Source organism: Pseudomonas sp. Xaverov 259 (assembly GCF_019352915.1).
Classification (GTDB): domain Bacteria; phylum Pseudomonadota; class Gammaproteobacteria; order Pseudomonadales; family Pseudomonadaceae; genus Aquipseudomonas.
The window spans coordinates 776898-800534 of sequence record NZ_JAAAFV010000057.1; the positions used below are offsets into that span (position 1 = coordinate 776898).

General features: G+C 60.7%; 25 protein-coding genes and 1 other RNA gene. 15 read left to right on the forward strand and 11 right to left on the reverse strand.

Annotated elements, in window-relative coordinates; translation table 11 throughout:
- Positions 1–57: 57 nt before the first annotated feature.
- Positions 58–528, reverse strand: a complete 471-nt coding sequence (locus K0H48_RS26410; RefSeq protein ID WP_003195279.1) for an Lrp/AsnC family transcriptional regulator — start codon at positions 526–528, stop codon at positions 58–60.
- 127 nt (positions 529–655) lie between these two features.
- On the opposite strand from K0H48_RS26410, the gene K0H48_RS26415 reads away from it, so the two are divergent.
- The 7 genes from K0H48_RS26415 to K0H48_RS26445 all read left to right on the forward strand — a co-directional run bounded on the left by K0H48_RS26415 (position 656) and on the right by K0H48_RS26445 (position 6743).
- A complete protein-coding gene (locus K0H48_RS26415) occupies positions 656–994 on the forward strand; it encodes a hypothetical protein (protein WP_219269943.1) in 339 nt (112 codons plus the stop codon).
- Between the two features lie 82 nt (positions 995–1076).
- Positions 1077–2771, forward strand: coding sequence for a GspE/PulE family protein (locus tag K0H48_RS26420; RefSeq protein ID WP_219269945.1), 1695 nt, complete (start codon positions 1077–1079; stop codon positions 2769–2771).
- 77 nt (positions 2772–2848) lie between these two features.
- Positions 2849–3769, forward strand: coding sequence for an SPFH domain-containing protein (locus K0H48_RS26425; protein ID WP_024077991.1), 921 nt, complete (start codon positions 2849–2851; stop codon positions 3767–3769).
- Positions 3770–3779: 10 nt separating this feature from the next.
- Positions 3780–4226, forward strand: coding sequence for an NfeD family protein (locus K0H48_RS26430; RefSeq protein ID WP_219269946.1), 447 nt, complete (start codon positions 3780–3782; stop codon positions 4224–4226).
- Positions 4227–4295: 69 nt separating this feature from the next.
- The gene (locus K0H48_RS26435) at positions 4296–4610 is read left to right on the forward strand and encodes a DUF2388 domain-containing protein (protein WP_043046966.1); all 315 of its coding nucleotides are present in this window, start codon (positions 4296–4298) and stop codon (positions 4608–4610) included.
- Between the two features lie 165 nt (positions 4611–4775).
- A complete protein-coding gene (locus tag K0H48_RS26440) occupies positions 4776–5441 on the forward strand; it encodes an outer membrane protein (RefSeq protein WP_219269948.1) in 666 nt (221 codons plus the stop codon).
- A gap of 159 nt (positions 5442–5600) precedes the next feature.
- A complete protein-coding gene (locus K0H48_RS26445) occupies positions 5601–6743 on the forward strand; it encodes a DegT/DnrJ/EryC1/StrS aminotransferase family protein (RefSeq protein WP_056860748.1) in 1143 nt (380 codons plus the stop codon).
- 83 nt (positions 6744–6826) lie between these two features.
- Here the strand turns inward: K0H48_RS26445 and gcvH are convergent, their stop codons facing one another.
- The 9 genes from gcvH to K0H48_RS26490 form a co-directional block, all read right to left on the reverse strand.
- Positions 6827–7210: a glycine cleavage system protein GcvH gene (gene gcvH / locus K0H48_RS26450; protein WP_219269950.1), complete on the reverse strand. Its 384-nt coding sequence runs from the start codon at positions 7208–7210 to the stop codon at positions 6827–6829.
- A gap of 52 nt (positions 7211–7262) precedes the next feature.
- Positions 7263–8345, reverse strand: a complete 1083-nt coding sequence (gene gcvT / locus K0H48_RS26455) for a glycine cleavage system aminomethyltransferase GcvT (RefSeq protein WP_219269952.1) — start codon at positions 8343–8345, stop codon at positions 7263–7265.
- A gap of 156 nt (positions 8346–8501) precedes the next feature.
- Positions 8502–10118 carry an iron ABC transporter permease gene (locus tag K0H48_RS26460; protein WP_219269954.1) on the reverse strand — a complete coding sequence of 539 codons (1617 nt, stop codon included), beginning with the start codon at positions 10116–10118 and terminating at the stop codon, positions 8502–8504.
- A gap of 180 nt (positions 10119–10298) precedes the next feature.
- Complete coding sequence (locus K0H48_RS26465; protein WP_219269956.1) at positions 10299–11303, reverse strand: extracellular solute-binding protein; 1005 nt, start codon at positions 11301–11303, stop codon at positions 10299–10301.
- Positions 11304–11463: 160 nt separating this feature from the next.
- Entirely contained in the window at positions 11464–12681 is a 1218-nt protein-coding gene (locus tag K0H48_RS26470; RefSeq protein WP_219337616.1) for a 2-octaprenyl-3-methyl-6-methoxy-1,4-benzoquinol hydroxylase, read from the reverse strand.
- Positions 12682–12690: 9 nt separating this feature from the next.
- Positions 12691–13176 carry a DUF4442 domain-containing protein gene (locus tag K0H48_RS26475; RefSeq protein ID WP_017135271.1) on the reverse strand — a complete coding sequence of 162 codons (486 nt, stop codon included), beginning with the start codon at positions 13174–13176 and terminating at the stop codon, positions 12691–12693.
- On the reverse strand, positions 13169–14356 hold the full coding sequence (ubiH, locus tag K0H48_RS26480; RefSeq protein ID WP_219269957.1) for a 2-octaprenyl-6-methoxyphenyl hydroxylase: 1188 nt from the start codon (positions 14354–14356) through the stop codon (positions 13169–13171). The genes K0H48_RS26475 and ubiH overlap by 8 nt, the downstream gene beginning before the upstream one ends.
- The gene (gene pepP / locus K0H48_RS26485) at positions 14353–15675 is read right to left on the reverse strand and encodes a Xaa-Pro aminopeptidase (protein WP_219269959.1); all 1323 of its coding nucleotides are present in this window, start codon (positions 15673–15675) and stop codon (positions 14353–14355) included. The genes ubiH and pepP overlap by 4 nt, the downstream gene beginning before the upstream one ends.
- A 20-nt stretch (positions 15676–15695) precedes the next feature.
- Positions 15696–16253: a YecA family protein gene (locus tag K0H48_RS26490; RefSeq protein WP_017135268.1), complete on the reverse strand. Its 558-nt coding sequence runs from the start codon at positions 16251–16253 to the stop codon at positions 15696–15698.
- A 138-nt stretch (positions 16254–16391) separates the two neighbouring features.
- On the opposite strand from K0H48_RS26490, the gene K0H48_RS26495 reads away from it, so the two are divergent.
- The 4 genes from K0H48_RS26495 to K0H48_RS26510 all read left to right on the forward strand — a co-directional run bounded on the left by K0H48_RS26495 (position 16392) and on the right by K0H48_RS26510 (position 17812).
- Positions 16392–16601: a TIGR02449 family protein gene (locus K0H48_RS26495; protein ID WP_003177365.1), complete on the forward strand. Its 210-nt coding sequence runs from the start codon at positions 16392–16394 to the stop codon at positions 16599–16601.
- Entirely contained in the window at positions 16598–16915 is a 318-nt protein-coding gene (locus tag K0H48_RS26500; protein WP_003213956.1) for a cell division protein ZapA, read from the forward strand. Before K0H48_RS26495 ends, K0H48_RS26500 begins: the two co-directional genes overlap by 4 nt.
- A 30-nt stretch (positions 16916–16945) precedes the next feature.
- Positions 16946–17124: non-coding RNA, 6S RNA (gene ssrS, locus K0H48_RS26505), on the forward strand.
- Positions 17125–17182: 58 nt separating this feature from the next.
- The gene (locus tag K0H48_RS26510) at positions 17183–17812 is read left to right on the forward strand and encodes a 5-formyltetrahydrofolate cyclo-ligase (RefSeq protein ID WP_058421183.1); all 630 of its coding nucleotides are present in this window, start codon (positions 17183–17185) and stop codon (positions 17810–17812) included.
- Positions 17813–17819: 7 nt separating this feature from the next.
- Here the strand turns inward: K0H48_RS26510 and K0H48_RS26515 are convergent, their stop codons facing one another.
- Entirely contained in the window at positions 17820–17969 is a 150-nt protein-coding gene (locus K0H48_RS26515) for a hypothetical protein (RefSeq protein ID WP_024078005.1), read from the reverse strand.
- A gap of 194 nt (positions 17970–18163) precedes the next feature.
- On the opposite strand from K0H48_RS26515, the gene K0H48_RS26520 reads away from it, so the two are divergent.
- From K0H48_RS26520 to K0H48_RS26535, 4 genes are all read left to right on the forward strand, one after another.
- Positions 18164–18613: an EVE domain-containing protein gene (locus K0H48_RS26520; protein WP_056860757.1), complete on the forward strand. Its 450-nt coding sequence runs from the start codon at positions 18164–18166 to the stop codon at positions 18611–18613.
- A 140-nt stretch (positions 18614–18753) separates the two neighbouring features.
- Entirely contained in the window at positions 18754–19719 is a 966-nt protein-coding gene (locus K0H48_RS26525; protein ID WP_219269961.1) for an HlyD family secretion protein, read from the forward strand.
- Positions 19716–22433: a ribosome-associated ATPase/putative transporter RbbA gene (gene rbbA / locus K0H48_RS26530; RefSeq protein ID WP_219269963.1), complete on the forward strand. Its 2718-nt coding sequence runs from the start codon at positions 19716–19718 to the stop codon at positions 22431–22433. The genes K0H48_RS26525 and rbbA overlap by 4 nt, the downstream gene beginning before the upstream one ends.
- Positions 22433–23551, forward strand: a complete 1119-nt coding sequence (locus K0H48_RS26535) for an ABC transporter permease (RefSeq protein WP_219269965.1) — start codon at positions 22433–22435, stop codon at positions 23549–23551. Before rbbA ends, K0H48_RS26535 begins: the two co-directional genes overlap by 1 nt.
- Positions 23552–23637 lie beyond the last annotated feature (86 nt).

Sequence of the window (23637 nt, forward strand, 5' to 3'; positions counted from 1 at the left end):
AAATTGGCTGCCTTCAGAAGTTGTGTAGATACCTATGCCGCGATGAGGCAGGCCCTGTCAGCGCAAGACTGGCAGGCTGGTGGTGGATTTGATCTCCGATAAAGCCACGATCGAGTTCACCTCCTGAATCCCCGGCACCATCGACAGTTTCTCGAAGAAAAACCGTTCATACGCCTCGATGTCCGAGGTGACGATGCGCAACAGAAAATCCACCGCGCCCATCAGCACATAACACTCCAACACTTCCGGAAACCCGCGAATCGCCTCGGTGAACTCGGTGAAGTTGGAACGGCCGTGGGCGTTGAGTTTGACCTCGGCAAAAATCTGCGTGTTGAGGCCGATCTTCTTGCGGTCCAGCAGCGTGACCTGGCCGCGAATCACGCCCTCCTCCTTGAGCCGCTGGATACGCCGCCAGCACGGCGACTGCGACAGGCCCACCTGTTCGGCGATCTGCGCACTGGACAGCGAAGCATCCTCTTGCAGCAGCGCCAGGATACGGCGGTCGTAGGCGTCCAACTCACTGTGCATAAAAATACCTTTGAATGTCCCAGTCACGAATTGATCTATTCAATAAATCGCAAATAGAGCCCATCTTAGATAAGAAATCTCCCGTGGCGAATGTAAAAATTTCTCCAGTCGAATTTGGAGAGTCAGCATGCATGCCGTCGAAACCACCCACACACCCGCACGCGTTGATGCCTGGGCCGTCAACAGCGCCCATTGCCAGGCGCATTATCAGATCGTCGCCGAGGCCGAGCCGGACGTGTTGTGCCGGGTGCTCAACTATTTCGCCTTGCAGTTCCTGACCCCACAACAGGTGAATGTGAGCCGTGAAGACGACCTGTTGAACATTGATATCGTGATGGACGGTTTAAGCTGGCACCGCGCCCAAGTGATCGGTGAAAAGATTAGAAACCTGATCAGCGTCTGCTCGCTGGACGTGTGGCGGGCCGATTCCGTGCGGCCTGCAGCCGTGACGGCGGCCAGCCTGTAAAAACCGGCAATACTCACTGGGAGGTGGATGTTCAGGGGCGGGCTAGCCTGGGTTTACACCCCAAGCCTGCCAGGAAATACCCATGCCTACCGCCTTGCACACTCACCGATTGGAACTGCATCAATTGCTGCCGGCGCTGGTCGAGCAAGGGCTGATAACTGCAGAGGTGGCGCATTCATTAGCGGCGCTGCCCGCCACCCGGCAGCACCCTCTGGAATGCATCGCAGCACAGGGGTTGTGCCTGGAAACCCTGACGCAATGGCTGGCCACGCACGTCGGGCAGCCGTATCTGCGTATCGACCCGCTCAAGATCGAGGTGGCCACCGTGGTGCCGTTGATGTCCCATGCCTTTGCGCAACGCCATGGGATCCTGGCGGTGGCCGTGGATGCGCAGACCGTCACCGTCGCCAGCGCCCAGCCCCATGTCCGCGACTGGGAAGCCGGGTTGGCGCAGGTGCTCAAGCGCTCGATCAAGCGCGTGGTCGCCAACCCCAAGGCTATTGAGCGCTGCATCGGTGAGTTCTACCGGTTAGCCAAATCCGTCAGCGGCGCCGATCAAAAGGCGGCGGTGGCCAGCAATGTCGAACTGCTCAGCCTCGGCACCAGCGATCAGGAGCCGGATGCCAATGACGCGCATATCGTCACCATCGTCGACTGGTTGTTGCAGTACGCCTTTGAGCAGCGCGCCAGTGATATCCATGTCGAACCCTGTCGCGACCAGGGCCGCGTGCGTTTTCGTATCGACGGGCTGCTGCACGATGTCTATCAGTTTCCACCTCAAGTCACGATGGCGGTGGTCAGCCGCCTCAAGAGCCTGGGCCGGATGAATGTGGCAGAAAAACGCAAACCCCAGGACGGTCGGGTCAAGACTAAAAGCCCGGCGGGCACTGAGGTGGAACTGCGCCTTTCGACCTTGCCGACGGCGTTTGGTGAAAAACTGGTGATGCGGATTTTCGACCCGCAGGTGCTGCTCAAAGATTTTGACCAGCTTGGTTTGTCAGATGACGACCAACAACGCTGGCACGCCATGACCGGCCAGGCAAACGGTATCATCCTGGTCACCGGGCCAACAGGCTCGGGCAAGACCAGCACCCTCTACGCCACGCTCAAGCAACTGGCAACCCGCGAGGTCAACCTGTGCACGGTGGAGGACCCGATCGAAATGATTGAACCGGCCTTCAACCAGATGCAGGTGCAGCACAACATCGACCTGACCTTCGCCAGCGGCGTCCGCGCCCTGCTGCGCCAGGACCCGGACATCATCATGATCGGCGAGATTCGTGACCGGGAAACCGCAGAAATGGCGATCCAGGCCGCATTGACCGGGCACCTCGTACTGTCGACCCTGCACACCAATGATGCACCCAGCGCCATCAGCCGGTTGCAGGAGTTGGGCATTGCTCATTATTTGATCAAAGCTACCCTTATAGGCGTAATGGCGCAGCGTCTGGTGCGGCTTTTATGCCCTCATTGCAAACGCGCAGTGGGCGAGCCGGGCACCGCGCATGAAGCTGTCGGCTGCGCAGAATGCCGTGACAGTGGTTATCGAGGCCGCGCCGGGCTCTACGAAATCATGCCAATGAACGAGGCGCTTAAGGCACTGATCACTCCAGGTGCCGACGTGCAGGCTCTACGTCGGGCCTCAGTGGAGCAAGGCATGCGCAGCCTGCGCATGGCCGGTGTCGACAAAGTGAACGCCGGGCTGACCACCCTGGCAGAGGTGTTACGGGTAACGCCTGGGGATTCAGAAACAAATGATTTGATTGTTGGCCCGTGAAACCGTCCTTATCCGTGACTGGACCGTTACAATCGGCCACACGTCGCTTCACTGACACCATCAGATAGGGAATCGCTATGCAGATCGGAACCGTACTGCTTCTTTTCGTGGGTTTGGCCGTGGCCATCCTGTTCATGGGCTTTAAAGTGGTGCCCCAGGGCTACCAGTGGACTGTCGAGCGTTTCGGCCGCTACACCAACACCCTCAAGCCTGGCCTGAACATCATTATTCCGGTCATGGACCGCATCGGCCGCAAGATAAACGTGATGGAAAGCGTGCTGGATATTCCACCACAGGAAGTGATCACCGCCGACAACGCCACCGTGCAGATCGACGCCGTGTGCTTCTTCCAGGTGGTCAACACCGCCCAGGCCGCCTACGAGGTCAACAACCTCGAGCACGCCATCCGCAACCTGCTGCAAACCAACATCCGCACCGTGCTGGGCTCCATGGAGCTGGATGCCATGCTGAGCCAGCGCGATGGCATCAACGAAAAACTGCTACGTACCGTGGATGAAGCCACAGCGCCGTGGGGCATCAAGATCACCCGCATCGAGATCAAAGACATCAGCCCGCCTGCCGACCTGATGGCCGCCATGTCCGGCCAGATGAAAGCCGAGCGGATCAAACGCGCGCAAATCCTGGAAGCCGAAGGCCTGCGGGCATCGGCGATTCTGACTGCCGAAGGCAAGAAGCAGGCGCAGATTCTGGAAGCAGAAGGTGGGCGCCAGGCTGCGTTCCTGGAGTCTGAAGCCCGTGAGCGTCAGGCAGAGGCAGAAGCCCGTGCGACTCAGGTCGTCTCTGAAGCGATTGCCACCGGCAACGTGCAAGCCATCAACTACTTCGTCGCGCAAAAATACATCGATGCCTTGGGCAAACTCGCTTCGGCCAACAACAGCAAAGTCATCCTGATGCCGCTGGAAGCCAGCCAGGTGATTGGCGCCGTCGGTGGCATCGGCGAAATCGTCAAGGCAACCTTCGACAACAAGAAAGGCTGAGGCGACTGCCATGTGGGATTTCCTGCAGCATCTGTCGTTCTGGGATTGGCTGGCACTGGGTACGGTGCTGCTGATTCTGGAAGTGTTCGGCGCCGGCGGTTACCTGCTGTGGATGGGCATCGCCGCTGCCGCCGTAGGCGTGATCAAGTTCCTGGTGCCGCCGCTGGGGCTGGAATGGCAACTGCTGCTGTTCGCTGTGCTGTCGATTTTGACCGCTGTTTATTGGTGGAAACGCCAGCGCAGCAGCGCCAAGGTCAGTGACCAGCCGGGGCTGAACATGCGCGGCTCGGAGCTGGTCGGCCGCACGTTTGTGGTGCACCAAGCCATCGTGGATGGCCGTGGCAAGCTAAAAGTCGGTGATGGCGTGTGGATGGCGACTGGCCCGGACAGCCCCGTAGGCGCTCAAGTACGCGTCATTGGTCAGGACGGCGTGATTTTACAGGTCGAAACTGTTTAGTCAGTGATGGAACTCGGTTGAGCTAACTACAATCAAACTGTTCAGATAACCCAGTCGGAGTCACCCATCATGCGTCTCAAATATGCTGTCGCAACCCTCGCTGTGCTTTCCCTTCCTGTCGGTTCAGCCATGGCCGACAGCTTTTGGCGTAATGTCATTTCATCGGGCGCTACTACCGGCTCGACGTACCTGACCTTCAAGGACCACAAGCTGGTAGTCGCCGCCCAGGACGACGCAGGCAGCTTTGTTGCCAGCGACGGCGGCATCCGCGGTCCATACCTGGAAGCTGCCATGCAGAAAGTCCGCGCTGACAACCCAGGCCTCAAGGCCACGGACATGGAATTGGCCAACGCTATCCTCGCGAAAAATGCTGTTACCGAGTAAAGCGCTTATAAAAAATGCCGCTCATTGAGAGCGGCATTTTTTGCGCCGCTTTTTCCTACGGCGACGCTGCAAGAGCGGGTGACTGAACAGGATAAGTCCTGTCGACCACTTCGCCCGCCCAACAACAATCTATCGATTCCTTTTTTACCAAGCGAATCGACCCCCATGCAAAAACTGTCCTCCCTTCTACTGCTCGCCGCTATCGCAACACCTTATGCCCAGGCAGAAGGCTGGTATGGCTCGGCAAAGCTCAACAGTGCCCGTCAGAATCTTTCCAGCTCATTGCTGACCAGCCCACGCGTTACGAATCAGATCGAAGCGCCGGACAGCAGCAAAGCCTTCACCGGCTCATTCGCCGCAGGTTACGCCTTTGCCGACGGGTGGCGACTGGAGGGTGAATACACCACGCGTAGCAGCTCGACGTTCGATTCCTATTGGGCGCCCTTCAATGCCAACGTCAACCGCCTGGAAGTCGATAGCCAGCGCTGGATGCTCAACGGCTACAAAAACATCCCGATCAACGATTGGCTGTCGTTCTACGGCATGGCCGGTGTCGGTGTGGCGCAAATTGATGCCGAGGGTTACCAGGGCAACCCCAACCGTCAGTTCGCCAGCAACCGTCAGTACAACTTCGCCTACAGCGTGGGCCTGGGCCTGGACGCCAAAGTCAGCGAAAACCTCACTCTGGGCACCGGCTGGCGTTATGTGGACATGGGCCAGGTTGAGACCGGCTACAACACCTTCGTTAACCGGGCAAATGCCAAGGACGAGCAGCTCAAAGGCAAGCTCAAAGAGCAAAATGTGTTCCTTGAAGCCCGCTTGTCCTTCTGATGCACCCGCGAAAATGCCGCTTTCAGCAGCGGCATTTTTTTACTCATAACATGACGATTCATTCACGTGTGACAGGCTATATTCAGTCGAACCATGCAACCATGCGGTACTGATACGTTTATTACTCATCGCCTATCTGAAACGGATGCCTTCGTCGTTATGAGCCAACAGCCCTTTCTGCCGTTTTCCAAACCTACCATTGATGAAGCCACCATCTCGGCGGTCGGCGATGTACTGCGCTCGGGCTGGATCACCAGCGGGCCAAAAGTGCAGGCGTTCGAAGCACAGCTGTCGGAATACTTTGGCGGCCGCCCGGTGCGGACGTTCAACTCCGGCACGTGCACCATGGAAATTGCCCTGCGCATCGCCGGGATTGGCCCAGGGGATGAAGTCATCACCACGCCGATCTCCTGGGTCGCCACTGCCAACGTCATTCTGGAAGTCGGCGCCACACCGGTTTTTGCCGATATCGATCCGGTTACCCGCAATATCGACCTGGCCCAGGTAGAAGCCGCAATCACCCCACGTACCAAGGCGATCATCCCGGTGTACCTGGCGGGCCTGCCACTGGACATGCCGATGCTGTATGCACTGGCCAACAAGTACAACCTGCGTATCGTCGAAGACGCCGCCCAGGCACTGGGCTCCAGCTGGGATGGCGAACGTATCGGTGCAACCGGCGACTTCGTTTCCTTCAGCTTCCAGGCCAACAAGAACATCACCTCTTCCGAGGGCGGTTGCCTTGTGTTGAACAATGCCGAAGAAGCCCGCCTGGCCGAGAAATATCGCCTGCAGGGCGTTACCCGCACGGGCTTCGACGGCCTGGACGTGGATGTGTTGGGCGGCAAGTTCAACATGACCGATATCGCCGCAGCCATCGGCCTGGGCCAGTTCGCTCATATCGAGAAGATCACTGCCCATCGGCAGAACCTGGCGCGCCACTACTTCAAATGCTTCGGCAGTGATTTCGAAGCGCAGTACGGTGCACAACTGCCGCCGGCAGACTTCGAAAACAGCAACTGGCACCTGTTCCAGCTGGTGTTGCCGGAGCGTCAGGATGGCAAGCCGGCACGCGCCACCTTCATGGAGCAGATGCAGGCGCATGGCGTCGGTATTGGCTATCACTACCCGCCAATCCACCTGCTGAGCCTGTATCGGGCACAGGGTTTCAAGGAAGGCATGTTCCCGGTGTCGGAGCGTGTTGGGCGTTTGATCGTGTCGTTGCCGATGTTCACGGCGATGACGGAGGCGGACGTGGAGCGGTCGGTTGCGGCGGTTAAAGCGGTATTGAAAGCGGGTTAAAAAAACGCTGGCTTGCAACAATCAGCTGTGGGAGCAGGCAAGCCAGCTCCCACATTGATTTTTGCCGTGGCAACGCTCAGGGTTTACTCGCCGATGGCAGCTTTGTAGCCCGCAGCATCCAGCAGTTTTTCCAGATCAGCCGGGTTGCTTGGCTTGAGCTTGAAGATCCAGGCGCCGTAAGGGTCGGTGTTCAGCAGTTCAGGCTCGCCGCTCAGGGCCTCGTTCACTGCGATCACTTCGCCAGCAATCGGCGAGTAGATATCCGAGGCGGCTTTCACCGACTCCACTACACCCGCCTGATCTTCGGCAGCAAATACATTGCCCACTTCAGTCAGCTCAACAAACACCACATCACCCAACGCTTCCTGTGCATGGTCGGAAATCCCGACGGTCACAGTGCCGTCGGCTTCCAGACGGGCCCATTCGTGACTTTCGGCAAAACGCAGGTCAGCTGGGATATCGCTCATAGTCTGTGTCCTCAAGAAGAAATGTCAGCGGCCTTCGGCCTGCCGGAAATAGTTAGATCAAGGTTTTGCCATGGCGTACGAAGGTCGGTTTGACCACTCGAACCGGGTACCACTTGCCGCGGATTTCCACTTCGGCCCGATCGGCGGTGGCCGTCGGTACGCGCGCCAGGGCAATGGATTTGCTCAGCGTAGGAGAGAAACTACCACTGGTGATCTCCCCTTCGCCAACATTGGCGATACGAACCACTTGGTGAGCGCGCAAAACCCCACGCTCCTCCAGTACCAGCCCGACCAATTTGTACTGCACACCCGCCGCCAGCTCTGCTTGCAGCGCGCTGCGACCAATGAAGTTGCGACCGGCAGGTTCCCAGGCAATGCTCCAGGCCATGTTCGCCGCCAGGGGCGAAACATCCTGGTGGATATCCTGGCCATACAGGTTCATGCCGGCTTCCAGGCGCAGGGTGTCGCGAGCGCCAAGGCCAATGGGTGAAATACCGGCGCCGACCAGGTCGTTGAAAAAACCCGGTGCCTGATCGGCAGGCAGGACAATCTCCAGGCCATCTTCTCCGGTATAGCCGGTACGGGCGATAAACCAGTCGCCGTCGGCCTGGCCTTCAAAGGGCTTGAGCTGATTAATCAGGGTGCCGCGCGACTGGGTGACCAGTTCGGCGATTTTCTGCCGGGCGTGGGGCCCCTGAATAGCGAGCATGGCCAACTCGGGCCGCTCCTGCAGTTGCACCGAATAGTTGCCCAGTTGCGCCTGCATCCAGGCCATGTCCTGGTCGCGGGTGGCCGCGTTGACCACCAACCGGTAACCGGCTTCGGTGCGGTAGACGATCATGTCGTCCACCACGCCACCCTGCTCGTTGAGCATGGCGCTGTAGAGCGCACGGCCGCAGCCATGCAAACGGTCGACATCATTGGCCAGCAAGTGCTGGAGCCATTCCTTGGCCTGAGGGCCGGTGACATCGATCACGGTCATATGGGAGACATCAAACACCCCGCAGTCGCGTCGCACCTGATGGTGTTCTTCAACTTGCGAGCCGTAGTGCAGAGGCATATCCCAACCGCCAAAATCGACCATTTTCGCGCCGAGGGCGAGATGCAGGTCATACAGAGGCGTACGCTGTCCCATGGGTTTCTCCTTCCGGGCTTGGCGAAGGTGCGCGGAGCTGCTGTTTGCGCTGAACGCCTTGAATTACAAGGCCTGCAGCCACGCCCAGCGACTCGCTCCGAAAGACGAAGCGCACCGAATGCCGCGCATTGTAGCCGCAAGCCGTAGGACTGGCACCTAAGCGATTTGCCGTGCAGAGCGTCGGATCAAGCCGATGACCGGCAGCAGCCCCACCAGCACAAGGGTCAGCGCCGGCAGCGAGGCGCGCGCCCATTCGCCTTCACTGGTCATTTCAAAGATGCGAACTGCCAGGGTGTCCCAGCCAAATGGGCGCATCAGCAAGGTTGCGGGCATTTCCTTGAGCACATCGACGAACACCAGCAACGCCGCGCTCAACGTGCCCGGCAGCAATAACGGCAGATACACTTTGCAAAACAGTCGTGGACCGCTCACCCCGAGACTGCGTGCCGCTTCCGGCAACGACGGGCGGATTCGCGCCAGGCTGTTTTCCAACGGCCCGTAGGCCACCGCCAGAAAGCGCACCAGATAGGCCAGCACCAGTGCCGACAGGCTGCCAAGCAACAAGGGTTTACCCGCGCCGCCGAGCCAGCACGAGAGCGGCACCACTAGTTCACGGTCCAGGTAGCTGAACGCCAACATAATCGACACGGCCAATACCGAGCCCGGCAAGGCATAGCCGACGTTGGCCAGGCTGATACCGGAGCGAATCGCCCGGGTCGGCGCCAGCCGGTTGGCGAAGGCGAGTATCAGCGCCACGCTGACCGTGATCAGCGCGGCAATGCCGCCCAGGTAAAGGGTGTGGACGATCAGGCCGGTGTAGCGCTCATCCAGATCGAAGCGGCCGCGCTGCCAGAACCAGGCGACCAGTTGCAGCATGGGGATGACAAAGGCGCAGGCGAACACCAACCCGCACCACGTGCTGGCCGCTGCCGCCTTGAACCCACGCAGGTGATACAACGCCTGGCCCCGTGGCCGCTCGTTGCTTGGGCGGCTGGCACCGCGGGCTCGCCGTTCGCCGTACAGCACTAGCATCACCACCAGCAGCAACAGGCTGGCCAGCTGGGCAGCGCTGGACAGGCTGAAAAAGCCGTACCAGGTCTTGTAGATGGCGGTGGTGAAGGTGTCGAAATTGAACACCGAGACCGCGCCGAAATCCGCCAGGGTCTCCATCAAGGCCAGGGCCACGCCGGCACCAATCGCCGGCCGCGCCATGGGCAGCGCGACGCGCCAGAACGCCTGCCAGGGCGATTGGCCCAATACGCGCGCCGCTTCCATCAGGCCTTTGCCTTGGGCAAGAAACGCAGTACGCGCCAGCAAGTAGACATAGGGGTAGAACACCAGCACCAACACGATAATCACGCCGCTGGTGGAGCGCACGCGCGGCAGTCGCAGGCCAGTACCGAACCATTCACGCAGCAGGGTTTGCACCGGGCCGGCGAAATCCAGCAAACCGACAAACACAAAGGCCAGTACGTAGGCGGGAATGGCAAAAGGCAGCATCAAGGCCCAATCGAGCCAGCGCCGCCCGGGAAACTCGCAGAGGCTGGTCAACCAGGCCAGGCTCACGCCCAGCAGGGTCACACCCACACCCACGCCCAGCACCAGCGTGAGGGTATTGCCCAGCAGGCGCGGCATCTGGGTTTCCCACAGGTGCGACCAGATTTGCGCGTCGATACTCTGCCAGGACAGCAACAGCACGCTCAGCGGCAGCAGCACCAGGGCAGCGACGCTGAAGACCGGCAGGTACCAGCGGCGTTGGGCGGGGTGGGCCAAGGGCTAGCTCTCAAGGTGGTAAAAAATTCAAGGTGAATACAACGCAATGTGGGAGCTGGCTTGCCTGCGATAGCATCACCTCGGTGTGTCATTTCCACCTGGGTGATTCTATCGCAGGCAAGCCAGCTCCCACACAAGCCCGCTCCCACATTAAGTTCGGCGCTTGCCTGCAAATTGTAGTTAGTTCCAGCCGGCGCGGTCCATCAGGCGGATAGCCTCAGCCTGGCGCTTGCCTGCCACTTCCACCGGCAAGGTGTCGGCCACGAACTTGCCCCAGGTTGCCACTTCCGCCGATGGCGGCACCGCCGGGTTGGCCGGGAACTCCTGGTTCACGTCGGCAAAGATCTGCTGCGCCTCAGACGTGGTCATCCACTCAACCAGGGCTTTGGCGGCTTCAGGGTGCGGTGCATGCTTGGTCAGGCCAATGCCCGACAGGTTCACGTGCACGCCACGGTCGCCCTGGTTCGGCCAGAACAGTTTTACCGCCAAATCCGGCTTCTGCTTATGCAGGCGGCCGTAGTAGTAGGTGTTGACGATGCCCACGTCGCATTGCCCGGCGTTGATCGCCTCCAGCACGGCGATGTCGTCGGAGAACACGTCGGTGGACAGGTTGTTGACCCAGCCTTTGACGATTTCTTCGGTCTTGGCCGCGCCATGGGTTTCGATCAAGGTGGCGGTCAGCGACTGGTTGTAGACCTTCTTCGCCGTGCGCAGGCACAGGCGGCCTTCCCATTGCTTGTCGGCCAGCGCTTCGTAGGTGGTCAGGTCACCGGGTTTTACCCGGTCGGTGGAATAGGCGATGGTCCGCGCGCGCAGGCTCAAGCCGGTCCAGGCGTGGTTTGAGGAGCGGTATTGCAGTGGAATATTCTTGTCGATCACCGCCGAGGTGAACGGCTGCAGGATGCCCATTTGCTCAGCCTGCCAAAGGTTGCCAGCGTCGACGGTGAGCAACAGGTCGGCCGTGGCGTTCTCGCCTTCGGCCTTGATGCGCTGCATCAGCGGGGCTTCCTTGTCGGTGATGAACTTCACCTGCACGCCGGTCTTTTTGGTGTAGGCGTCGAACACCGGCTTGATCAGTTCGTCGATGCGCGAGGAGTAGACCACGACTTCGTCGGCTGCCTGCACGGTGGTGCTGCCGATAAGGGTGAGTGCCAGGGCAGTCAGGAGGCGCTTGGGTGCCAACATGGGTGCGGTCTCTCATTTGCAAAAAGAGGGCAAATGATAAGGACTCACATTTGGTAGCGCTTGGTGGAGGCGTTACGAGATGTTGCATGGCTGGGATTTGTGCTGGGGCCAATGGCCCCATCGCGGGCAAGCCCGCTCCCACAGGGGGTCGCATTGCAATTCAGGGTTTGGCCAGTTCCGGAAGGTCGCCGGTCAGGCCCAAGGCCTGGCGGACAAAGACGGCTTTGGCTTCGGGCATCTGGTCGACGATTTTCAGCCCGGCATTGCGCAACCAGCGCAATGGCAACTGGTCGGCCTGGAACAGGCGCTCAAAGCCTTCCATGGCCGCCATCAGCGCCAGGTTATGCGGCATGCGCCGACGTTCGTAGCGGCTCAGTACTTTCACATCAGCCAGGCGCTCACCGCGTTCGGTGGCTGCCAACAGCACCTCGGCCAGTACCGCCGCATCGAGGAAACCCAGGTTCACGCCCTGCCCCGCCAACGGGTGGATAACGTGAGCGGCGTCGCCGATCAGCGCCAGGCCTTCGGCCACATAGCGTTTGGCGTGACGTTGACGCAGAGGCACGCAGACACGCGGGTCGGCGCTGATCACCGTACCGAGGCGCCCTTCAAAGGCGCGCTCCAGCTCACGGCAGAAGGTTTCATCATCCAGTGCCATCAGGCGTTCGGATTCGGCCGGCGTGGTGGACCAGACGATCGAGCACCAGTCTTCCTGGCCATCGCGTACCAGTGGTAGAAACGCCAGCGGGCCAGTGTCGGTAAAACGCTGCCACGCCGTACGCTGATGGGGTTGGCTGCTGCGTACGCTGGTGACGATGGCGTTATGCAGGTAATCCCACTCGCGGGTCGCGGTGCCGGTCAGGCGGCGTACGGCGGAGTTGGCGCCATCGGCGGCGACCACCAGCGGCGCACGCAATTTACGCCCGTCCGCCAGGGTCAGCAGCCAGTCATCGCCGGAGCGGCGCATCTGTTCCAGGCGGGCGTTGGCCAGCAGGCCCAGGTCGCAGTCATGCAGTCGATCGAGCAGCGCGTCCTGAACCACACGGTTCTCGACGATATGCCCGAGCACTTCGGCGTGCACACTGGCCGCCGAGAAGTGGATCTGCCCGGTGCCGCTGCCGTCCCACACTTGCATCTCGCCATAGGGGCTGGCGCGCCGCGACACAATGCCGTCCCACACGCCGAGGCGCTCAAGGATGCGCTGGCTGGCGGCCGACAAGGCGCTCACCCGGGGCTCGAAGGCAGCCGTAGGGTCGAACGGCTTGACGCTCAGCGGGCTGCCGTCAAGCAGCAGCACCTGCAGGCCACTGCCCTGCAACGCCAGCGCCAGGGCGCTTCCGACCATTCCGGCCCCGACAATCAGCACATCTGCGCGCATGTCCATGCTTTAAGCCTGCTTTGCTGGCGGCTTGCGCCGCACGTAAAGGGTTTTGTCGACCCGCGCCACCAGGGTGCCGGAGCCGTCATGAATCTCGACCTTGAGGTGAGGCAAGTACTTCTCGCCACCTTCGGTCTGCCGGCGAATCTCGTCCAGCAAGGCGTCGTCGATGGAAAATTCGGCGTACACCGGGCCTTTGCCCGGCGACACGAAGTCGATGCTCGCGGCCTTGTCCCACACGATGTAATCGCGGCCCAGGTTCTCCATCAACAGCAGCATGTAGAACGGGTCGACCATCGAGTACAGGCTGCCGCCAAATTGCGTGCCTACATAATTGCGGTTGTACCAACCCAGACCCATGCGCACTTTGACATGACGAAAGTCAGCGCTCATATGCTGCACGCTTATCCCCGCCCCGAGATAGGGCGGATAAAGGGTCATGACCCAACGCAACAGTCGCGCTTTACCCAAACGTTGGATCAACCACTTACGCATCGGGGCGCGTACCCAGGCCCATGGCCTGACGAGCGAACCAGCGTTTGGCCGGCGGTAGCAGGTCCAGACCTAGCAGGCCCATGTTGCGGCCCAAAGCCACTAATGGCTGGGCGCTGCCAAACAGGCGCGTGACTTGATCCGAGAAACCCACCGTGAGCTTCTGGTCAAGATGCTGGCTTTCGCGGTAGCGCTGCAAGGTCGCCAAGTCGCCCGGCACCGCAGGCCCGGCCAACAGGGCTTCGGCCAAGGCATTGGCATCGCGCAGGGACAGGTTGAACCCCTGCCCGGCAATCGGGTGCAGGCTGTGGGCGGCATTGCCGAGGATCGCCAGGTGCGAGCGCACTTGTTCTTCGGCTTCCACCAGCGTCAGCGGGTACAGGTGCCGCGCGCCGACTTGCTTGAGGGTGCCCAGGCGGTAGCCGAACACGCCCTGCAGTTCGCTCAAGAAGCTGCGCTCGTCGAGGTTGGCCAAGCGCTGGGCGTCCATGCCGATGCGCGTCCATACCAGCGCGCAGCGGTTGTCCGGCAACGGCAGCAGGGCCATCGGGCCTTCATCGGTAAAGCGCTCGAAGGCTTCGCCGTTATGGGCTTCGCTTGGGGTGATGTTGGCGATCAGTGCGCTCTGGTTGTACGGGCGGGTTTTGACGCCAATACCCAGTTGCTCACGCAAACCTGAGCGGCCGCCATCGGCCAATACTGCAAGGTCGCACTCCAGCACGGTTTCATCGTTGAGGGTCAGGCGATAGCCGTCGGGCAGCGGCTCCATGCGCGTGACTTCGGCCGGGCAGCGCCAGCTGACGACTTCTTTGTCCAGGCCTTGCCACAGGCACTGGCCGAGCCAGGCGTTTTCCACCACATAACCGAGGGCTGGCACGCCCTCCTCCATGGCGGACAAGCGCGCAGTGGAGAAACGTCCACGGTCCGACACGTGAATCTGCTTGATCGGCTCGGCGCGGCGGGAGATGTCCTGCCACACACCCAGGCGCTGATAGATCTGCCGTGCACCGTAGGAGAGTGCCGAAGAACGCGCATCGTAGCTTGGCTGGTAAGTGTCGCCTGGCGCAAATGGCTCGATCAGCACGATCTTCCAACCCCGTGCCTTGGCACCGGCCTGCAACGCTAACGCCAGGCTGGCGCCGACCAGGCCGCCACCGATTATCGCAAGGTTGACCCGGCTCATCGGGCTGCCGCCATCAGCGCTTCGATCTCGGCGACGGTTTTGGGTACGCCGCCGGTCAGAATCTCACAGCCTTGCTTGGTCACTATCACGTCGTCCTCGATGCGTACGCCAATGCCACGCCATTTCTTTGCCACATTCTGGTTGTCCGGCGAGATATAAATGCCCGGCTCCACGGTCAACGCCATGCCGACTTCCAGCACACGCCATTCACCGCCCACTTTGTATTCGCCCACGTCGTGCACATCCATGCCCAGCCAGTGGCCGGCGCGGTGCATATAAAAGGCACGGTAGGCTTCGCTGGCGATCAATTCGTCGACGTCGCCCTGCAACAACCCCAATTTCACCAGCCCGGCGGTGATGACTTGCACCGTCGCCTCATGGGCCTGGTTCCAGTGTTTGTTCGGCGCGATCTCGGCAAAGGCGGCTTCCTGGGAAGCCAGCACAACTTCGTAGATCGCCTTTTGTTCGGGCGAAAACTTGCCACTGACCGGCCAGGTACGGGTGATGTCGCTGGCGTAGCAGTCAATCTCGCAACCGGCGTCGATCAACACCAGGTCGCCGTCCTTGAGCAGCGCGTCATTCTGCTGGTAGTGCAGGATGCAGCTGTTGCGCCCGGCGGCGACGATGGAGCCATAGGCCGGCATTTTCGCGCCGCCCTTGCGGAACTCGTAATCCAGCTCGGCCTCCAGACTGAACTCATACAGCCCGGCGCGACTGGCCTGCATCGCCTTGACGTGGGCCGCACAGGAAATTCGCGCGGCCTCGCGCATCACCTTCACTTCTGCCGCCGATTTATACAGGCGCATGTCGTGAAGCAGATGATCCAGGGCAACAAATTCGTTCGGTGGCTGGGCGCCCAGGTGCGCTTTGGAGCGGATCACATTGATCCATTCCATCACATGCCGGTCGAACTCGGCGTTGCTGCCCATGGCCGAGTACACCCGGTCGCGGCCTTCGATCAGGCCGGGCAAGATGTCGTCGATATCGGTGATGGGGAACGCATCGTCAGCGCCAAAGTCGCGAATGGCGCCTTCGGTGCCGGCGCGCAGGCCGTCCCACAGTTCGCGTTCGGCATTGCGTTCGCGGCAGAACAGCACGTACTCGCCATGCTGGCGACCGGGCATCAGCACGATCACCGCTTCGGGTTCAGGGAAGCCGCTCAGGTACTGGAAGTCGCTGTCCTGGCGGTAGACGTGCTCGACATCACGGTTGCGGATGGCCACGGCGGCGGCCGGCAGGATCGCGATGCTGTTGGGTTCCATCTGCGCCATGAGCGCCTTGCGGCGACGGGTGTATTCCGCTTTCGGGATATGAATCATGGGCAGATGGACTTCCTTGCTTAGTGCAGCGACGGCTTGGGTGCGGCGGGCTCAGCGGATTTTTTGGTCTCGGTGAACAGCAGCAGCGGCGCGACGCGCAGGTATTCCATCACTTCCATATAGTCGCCTTCGCCGTCCTCGGACTCTTCCAGGGCGTCTTGCACCTGGGAGATAGCAGCCAGGTCTTGCAACACTTCTTTGGCGTCGGTGCTCAGCTCCAGGCCGCCGGCGTTCACGCCAAAGCCGTGCAGGAAGCCTTGGCACCATTGGCCCAATGCGGCGGCGCGCTCGGTGAGCGGCGCGTCGTCGGTCGGCAGCAGCAGGACCACGGTGACGTCATCACCGGTCAGCTCGCCCTTGACCATCTCTTGCAGGCCGATCAGCGCGTTACGCACGTTCTCGGTAGGTTCGGTTTCCAGCAGCTCGGCCACATCGGCCAGCCAGTTGTCGGCATCAAAGCCAACGCCCGTGCAGCTGCGGCCCAACAGCACGCCGTGCAGTTCGGCAGGCGAGCAAGGATGACCGCTGGAGCTCAGCAGTTTGGAAAAAGCGTCGTACGGGGAGTTCTGAATAGGCATGGTGAGCTAGGCGCCAGACGGCGCAATGTCTAGAATGAAGCGCTGTATCCTAGCACCGGCAGACGTACCAAGACTATCGAGGGCGTCAGATCGTTTATCCTGAAGTTGCCATTCATCAGACAAATCCAGTGGAACCCAATGGAAGACACCGACCTGCAAGCGCTGATGGCCAGACTCGAACTGCTAATTGATCGGGTCGAGCAACTTAAGAGTCAAAACGGACTCCTATTAGCTCAGGAAAAGACCTGGCGCGAGGAACGCGCTCACCTCATTGAAAAAAACGAAATCGCCCGGCGTAAGGTCGAATCGATGATTTCGCGCCTGAAGGCCCTGGAGCAAGACTCATGAGTTCAAGCAATAGCGTTACCGTGCAGATCCTCGACAAAGAATATTCGATCATCTGCCCCCAGGAAGAACGCAGCAATCTGGTGAGTGCTGCCCGCTATCTGGATGGCAAGATGCGTGAAATCCGCAGCAGCGGCAAAGTCATCGGCGCCGACCGTATCGCCGTGATGGCCGCGCTGAACATTACCCACGATTTGCTGCATAAGCAGGAACGGCCTGACGTGCAGGCCAGCGGCTCGACACGTGAGCAGGTGCGTGACCTGCTCGAACGCGTGGATCTGGTACTTTCTACCGATCCAGAGCCACCCAAGGGCTGATTGACGCGTCTGTTTAAGGTATACTCGCCCCACTCCCTGGCGTGTTTGCCAGTCGGCGATGTCCCTGAGCCGATTCGCACTACCCTGGAAGTTGCACGTTGGGCTGGTGTGCATGTCCGCTAGACGGAAAGCCTTAAAGCCTACTGCATCTTCCACCTTGAACTTTCGGGTTCAAGGGCTAAGTCGACAGCGGCTCTGTCGGGGAGCCTGAATTCCCAAACTCAATGCCAGTCCTAGGACTGGCATTGTTTTATGAGCCGAACAACCATGACCGAACCTGCGCCGCTTTCCCGTCCGCAACTTCGACGCATGTTGCGCAAAGCCCGCCGCGCCCTTACGCCGAGCGAGCAGCGCAAGGCCGCCCACGGCCTGTATCGGCAACTGGCACAGCACCCGCTGTTTCGCCGGGCCAAACATATTTCCTTATACCTACCCACGGACGGTGAAATCGATCCGCGCCTGCTGCTGCGCGCTGCCCAGCGCCGGGGCAAGGCCACTTATCTGCCAGTACTCAGTGCCTGGCCGCGCACCAAGATGGTGTTCCAGCGCGTGCGGCCTGGGGATAAGTTATTGCCCAACCGCTTTCGCATTCTTGAGCCGCACGTAAATGCCAACCGCCAACGCAACGTCTGGGCGCTGGACCTGGTGCTGTTGCCGCTGGTGGGTTTCGATGATGTGGGTGGGCGACTGGGCATGGGCGGTGGGTTTTATGACCGTAGCCTGGCCTACCTGGCTCGGCGCAAGAACTGGCGCAAGCCCACGTTGCTGGGCCTGGCCCATGAATGCCAGAAGGTCGAACGTTTGGCGCAGGCGAGCTGGGATGTGCCATTGGCTGGCACCGTCACCGATAAAAAATGGTATGTCGCAGAAACGTCGCTGGAACCAGCGACGCCTTGAAAAAGTGTTAACGCTTAAACGGTTTTGGCTGCTGCTGAGCCAATTCAACAGGTGCATCAGTCTTGTTCGACCACAAGCTCTGGGCATACCCGGTGGTCACGACGCCCAGACCAAACAAAATAACCAAAATCCATAGTAAATCCGGTTTACGTTGCATCGATTGCCCCCCTTCAGGCACCTCGTACACGATGACAACAACGTTCCAAAGTAGTCCGTTGCAGCTGCGTCAAGCTTAAAAGCGGGCATTCTGCGGTAACGTGAACCAACACGCAAACCTTGACGCCAACCGACTGTCGGTTTGTCATGGAATTGCCCGACAACTTGCCCAATGCCTTTTTCAGGAGCCCCAAAATGGCCTACTGGCTGATGAAATCCGAGCCCGATGAACTCTCCATCAAAGGCCTGGAAAAGCTCGGTGAAACGCGCTGGGACGGCGTGCGCAATTACCAGGCGCGCAACTTTCTGCGAGCCATGGCGGTTGGCGATGAGTTTTTCTTTTATCACTCCAGCTGCCCTGAGCCGGGCATTGCCGGTATCGGCAAAATTGTCGAGGCGGCTTATCCGGACCCGACCGCGCTGGAACCTGAAAGCCATTATTTCGATGCCAAAGCCACGCCGGAGAAAAACCCGTGGACGGCACTCAACGTGGCCCACGTCGAGACCTTTCCAAAGGTGCTGGGCCTTGGCTACCTGAAACAACAAACCGCCCTCGCCGAATTGCCGCTGGTGCAAAAAGGCAGCCGATTGTCGGTGATGCCGGTGACGGCCGAACAATGGGCAGCGGTGCTCGCCCTGCGCTGAACAGGCAGAACCCTGCGGTCACACCCGTAGCGCATGCATCTGCACGCCAAGCGGGTTAGGCTTGCGCTTCATTTGACCGGTATCAAGAACCTTCGGGCGCTATCGGTCAAACTAGGATGCTTATGCCGCAGGATGCAGCCATGTCTACGAACCACACTATGTCGCGCCTTTTCGCTGTCGCACTCATCGCCTTGTTGCTGGGTGCCGGTGGCTTCGGTTACTGGCGATCGACCCAGGACCGCCTGCCCGAAGGCTTGAGCATGGGCAATGGCCGCCTGGAATCCACCGAAGTACAGATCGCCGCCAAGATCCCCGGGCGCCTGGCCGAAGTGCGTGTGGATGAAGGCGACAAGGTGCTCAAAGGCCAATTGCTCGCACGCATGGACACCCGCACCCTCGAAGCCCAGCGCACCCAGGCCGAAGCCGAAGTGCTGCGCGCCAAGGAGAACTTCGCCGCCGCCGAGGCCAACGTGCAGTTGCGCCAAAGCGAACAATTGCTGGCCAACCAGGAACTCAGGCGCACCCAGGAGTTGTACAAGCGCGGCTTTGCCAGCAGCCAGTTGATCGACCAGCAGCAAGCACGCCAGAACACCGGCAACGCTGCCGTGGTCTCCGCGCAAGCTCAAGTTAACGCGGTGAAAGCGGCCATCGGCGCAGCACAGGCGCAGGTGGCCCAGCTCACCAGCGAAATCGACGACAGCAGTCTGCGTGCGCCCATCGACGGCATCATTCAATTGCGCCTGGCCGAGCCCGGTGAAGTGCTCGGCGCGGGCGGTCGCGTTTTACTGTTGATTGACCCGAATGATCAGTACATGAACCTCTACCTGCCGGCCTCCGTCACCGGCCGCCTGACCGTCGGCAGCGACGCACGCATCCTGCTCGACGCCCTGCCCCAGCAGCCGCTGCCGGCGAAAATCAGCTTTGTCGCAGCCAAATCGCAATTCACCCCTAAAGAGGTCGAGACCCGCGACGAACGCCAGAAGCTGGTGTTCCGCGTCAAGCTGCGCCTGACTCAACCCAGCGCCGTACCACAAGCCAAACCGGGCATGCCCGGCGCCGGTTATGTACGCACGGCTGATATCGACTGGCCGGCCAACCTGCAATGACCGGCCTGGCGCTGCACGCCACCGGCATCCACCACCGTTACGGCAAGCAACAGGCACTGATCGACATCGCCTTCAGCCTGCCGGCCGGCACCCGTTGCGGGTTGATTGGCCCGGATGGCGCGGGCAAGTCGAGTTTGCTGGGGCTGATCGCCGGGGTTAAGAAACTCCAGGCAGGCCAGCTTGAGGTGCTCGGCGGCTCCATTGAAGATCGCCGCCACCGCAATAGCCTGTACCCGCGCATCGCCTTTATGCCCCAAGGCCTGGGCGGCAACTTGTATCCCGAGTTGTCCATCAGCGAAAACATCCGTTTCTTTGCCACGCTGTTCGGCCTGTCCAAAGCCGACTGCGAGCAGCGCATGCACAACCTGTTGCTGGCCACCGACCTCGCGCGCTTCGCCGAGCGCCCGGCCGGGAAGTTGTCCGGCGGCATGAAGCAAAAACTCGGCCTGTGTTGCGCGCTGATCCACGACCCTGATTTGTTGATCCTCGACGAGCCCACCACCGGCGTCGACCCGCTGTCGCGCCGACGTTTCTGGGAGCTGGTTGACACCGTGCGCAGCGAGCGCCCACAGCTGACGTTGCTGGTGGCCACCGCCTACATGGAAGAGGCCGAGCAGTTCGAACATTGCCTCATGCTTGATCGCGGCAAACTCATCGCCGACGGCTTGAGCCACGAACTGGCGGCTGTTACACCCAGCGGCAAACTCGATGAGGCTTTTACTCATTTCCAGGGTGACAGCGCCCACGACAATCAGCCGCTGGTGATCCCGCCGCGTGAAAGCGCCAATGCCGATATCGCCATCGAGGCCCACGACCTGACGCTGCGCTTTGGGGATTTCACGGCGGTAAACAAAGTCAGCTTTGCGATTGGTCGCGGTGAGATCTTTGGCTTTCTCGGTTCCAACGGCTGCGGCAAAACCACCACCATGAAAGTCCTCACCGGGCTGATGCCGGCCACCGAAGGCAGTGCCACGCTGCTCGGCAACCCGGTAAATGCCAAGGACCTGGCCACTCGCAAGCGCGTGGGCTTTATGTCGCAAAGCTTCTCGCTGTACGGCGAACTCAGCGTGCGCCAGAACCTGGTGCTGCATGCGCAACTGTTCGACTTGCCCAAGGCCGACAGCGCCCCGCGCATAGATGAACTGATCCAACGCTTTGACCTCGGTGAAGTGGCCGAGCAACCCTCCGGTGAATTGCCCCTGGGCCTGCGCCAGCGCCTGTCACTCGCGGTGGCGGTGCTGCATCGCCCGGAAGTGCTGATTCTCGATGAGCCCACTTCGGGCGTCGACCCGGCGGCGCGGGATGATTTCTGGCGACTGTTGGTTGAATTGTCCCGCGAGCAAGGCGTGACGATCTTCCTGTCCACCCACTTTATGAACGAGGCCCAGCGCTGCGACCGCATCTCCTTGATGCATGCGGGCAAAGTGCTGGCCTGCGACACACCCGACGCGCTGCAACAGCAATTCCACGGCGACACCTTGGAGGCCGCGTTCGTCACTTGCCTGGAACAGGCCCAAGGCGAACCCGAACCTGCCGCGCCGAATAAAACCGTCAGCGAAAGCAGCACGCCGCCCCTCAGCAAACGCGGTTTCAGCGTCGCCCGCCTGCTGGCCGTGGCCAGCCGCGAAGGCAAAGAGCTGTTGCGCGACAAAGTGCGCATGGCCTTCGCCCTGCTCGGGGCGATGTTCATGATGGTGATCTTCGGTTACGGCATTTCCCTGGACGTGGAAAACCTCGCCTTCGCCGTCTATGACCAGGACCAGACCCCGCAAAGCCGCGCCTACCTGGAAGCCTTCCGCAGCTCGCGTTACTTCGCAGAACAAGCACCCATCCGCGATACGAACGAACTGCACCGGCGCCTGCAACGTTCGGAAATCAAACTGGCGCTGGAGATCCCGCCCGGCTTTGGCCGCGACCTGTACGCCGGTCGCCAACCCAGCGTGGCTGCGTGGATCGATGGCGGCATGCCGTTTCGCGCCGAAACCAGCCGTAATTACGTAGAAGCGGTGCACCAAGGCAATCTTGCGCAACTGGCCGAACTGAGCAGCCTGCCCCGCAACACCCCAGCTGCCGCCAAGCTGGAGACGCGCTTTCGCTATAACCAGGACGTGGTCAGCGTAAATGCCATCGGCCCCGGCGTGATGGCGCTGATCCTGGCATTCATCCCGGCAATGCTCACGGCCCTGGGCATCGTGCGCGAAAAAGAGCTGGGGTCGATCACCAACTTCTACGCCACGCCGCTGACGCGCCTGGAGTTCCTGCTGGGCAAACAGGCGCCGTACCTGGCCGTGAGCCTGGTCAACCTGGCGCTGCTGGTGGCGATGAACCGCTGGCTGTTCGGCGTGCCCTTCAAGGGCAGCGGCGTGGCCTTGGCGTTCGGCGGCCTGTTGTATGTACTGGCCACCACCAGCATGGGCCTGCTGATTTCCGCGTTCACCCGCACCCAGATCGCGGCGATCCTCGGCACCATGATCATCACCAGCCTGCCAACCATCCAGTTCTCCGGGCTGATTGTGCCGCGTTCGTCGCTGGAAGGCGCGGCCGCGCTGATGGGCATGTTGTTCCCCGCCGGGCACTTTCTGGATATCGCCGTGGGCACTTTCACCAAGGCCCTGGACCTGCGCCAGTTGTGGCCACAATGCCTGGCGCTGTTCGGGTTTTTCGTCGGGTTCACCGGGCTGAGCCTGATCATGCTCAAGAAGCAGGAGGCCTGATGCACAAGCTCGCTCACATCCTGCGTCTAGGTCTCAAGGAGTTGACCAGCCTGCGCCACGACAGCGTATTGCTGCTGTTTCTGGCCTACGCCTTTACCGTGGCGATCTACATGCCCGCCGCCGGTTCGGTGATTGGCGTGCACAACGCCAGCGTGGCCTTTATCGATGAAGACCACAGTGCGCTGTCGCGGCAGATGGCCGAGGCGTTGCAACCACCGGAGTTTCAGCCGCCTGCGCCACTGGCCTACGATCAGTTGGACAAGGTCATGGACAGCGGCGAGTACACCTTCGTGATCAATGTGCCGGCCAACTTCCAGGCGGACCTGTTGGCCGGGCGTCAGCCGGGCGTGCAGGTAAACGTCGATGCCACGGCGATGAGCCAGGCATTTATGGGCGCAGGCTATATCGGCCGGATTTTCCAGCGTGAGTTGCAGCGCTACGGCGGGCAACCCGACGCGGCGGGCAAGCTGCCTGCGCGGCTGACCACACGGGCGTTGTTCAACACCAACCTGGAAGGCGGCTGGTTTTTGGCGGTGATCCAGATCGTCAACAACATCACTATCCTGGCCATCGTGCTCACCGGCACCGCGCTGCTGCGTGAGCGTGAACACGGCACGCTCGACCATTTGCTGGTGCTGCCGCTGACGGCGCTGGAAATCATGCTGGCAAAAATCTGGAGCAACATGCTGGTGGTGGTGCTGTGTACGTGGCTGTCGCTGGAACTGGTGGTCAAAGGCTTGCTCGGCGTGCCGCTGGCAGGGTCGTTGAGCCTGTTTTTGCTGGTGACCGCGCTGTACCTGTTTGCCAGCACTGCCTTGGGGATTTTTCTCGCCACCCTTGCGCGTTCGACGCCGCAGTTTGGTTTGCTGGCGATTCCGGTGATCATTCCGATGCTGTTGCTGTCCGGCGGCAGTACGCCGTTGGACAGCATGCCCGAGTGGCTGCAATGGGTGATGCAGGGCTCGCCGTCGACGCATTTTGTGAGCTTGAGTGCGGCGATTTTGTTTCGCGATGCGGGCGTGGGTGTGGTGTGGCCGGATTTGCTGGCGTTGGTGGGGATTGGGTTGGTGTTTTTTGCGGTGGCGCTGGCCAGGTTTCGTAAAAGCCTGGCGTCCTGAAGTGCCTGTACTGGCGCCATCGCGGGCAAGCCCGCTCCCACATATGGAATGCATTCACCTGTGGGAGCGGGCTTGCCCGCGATAGC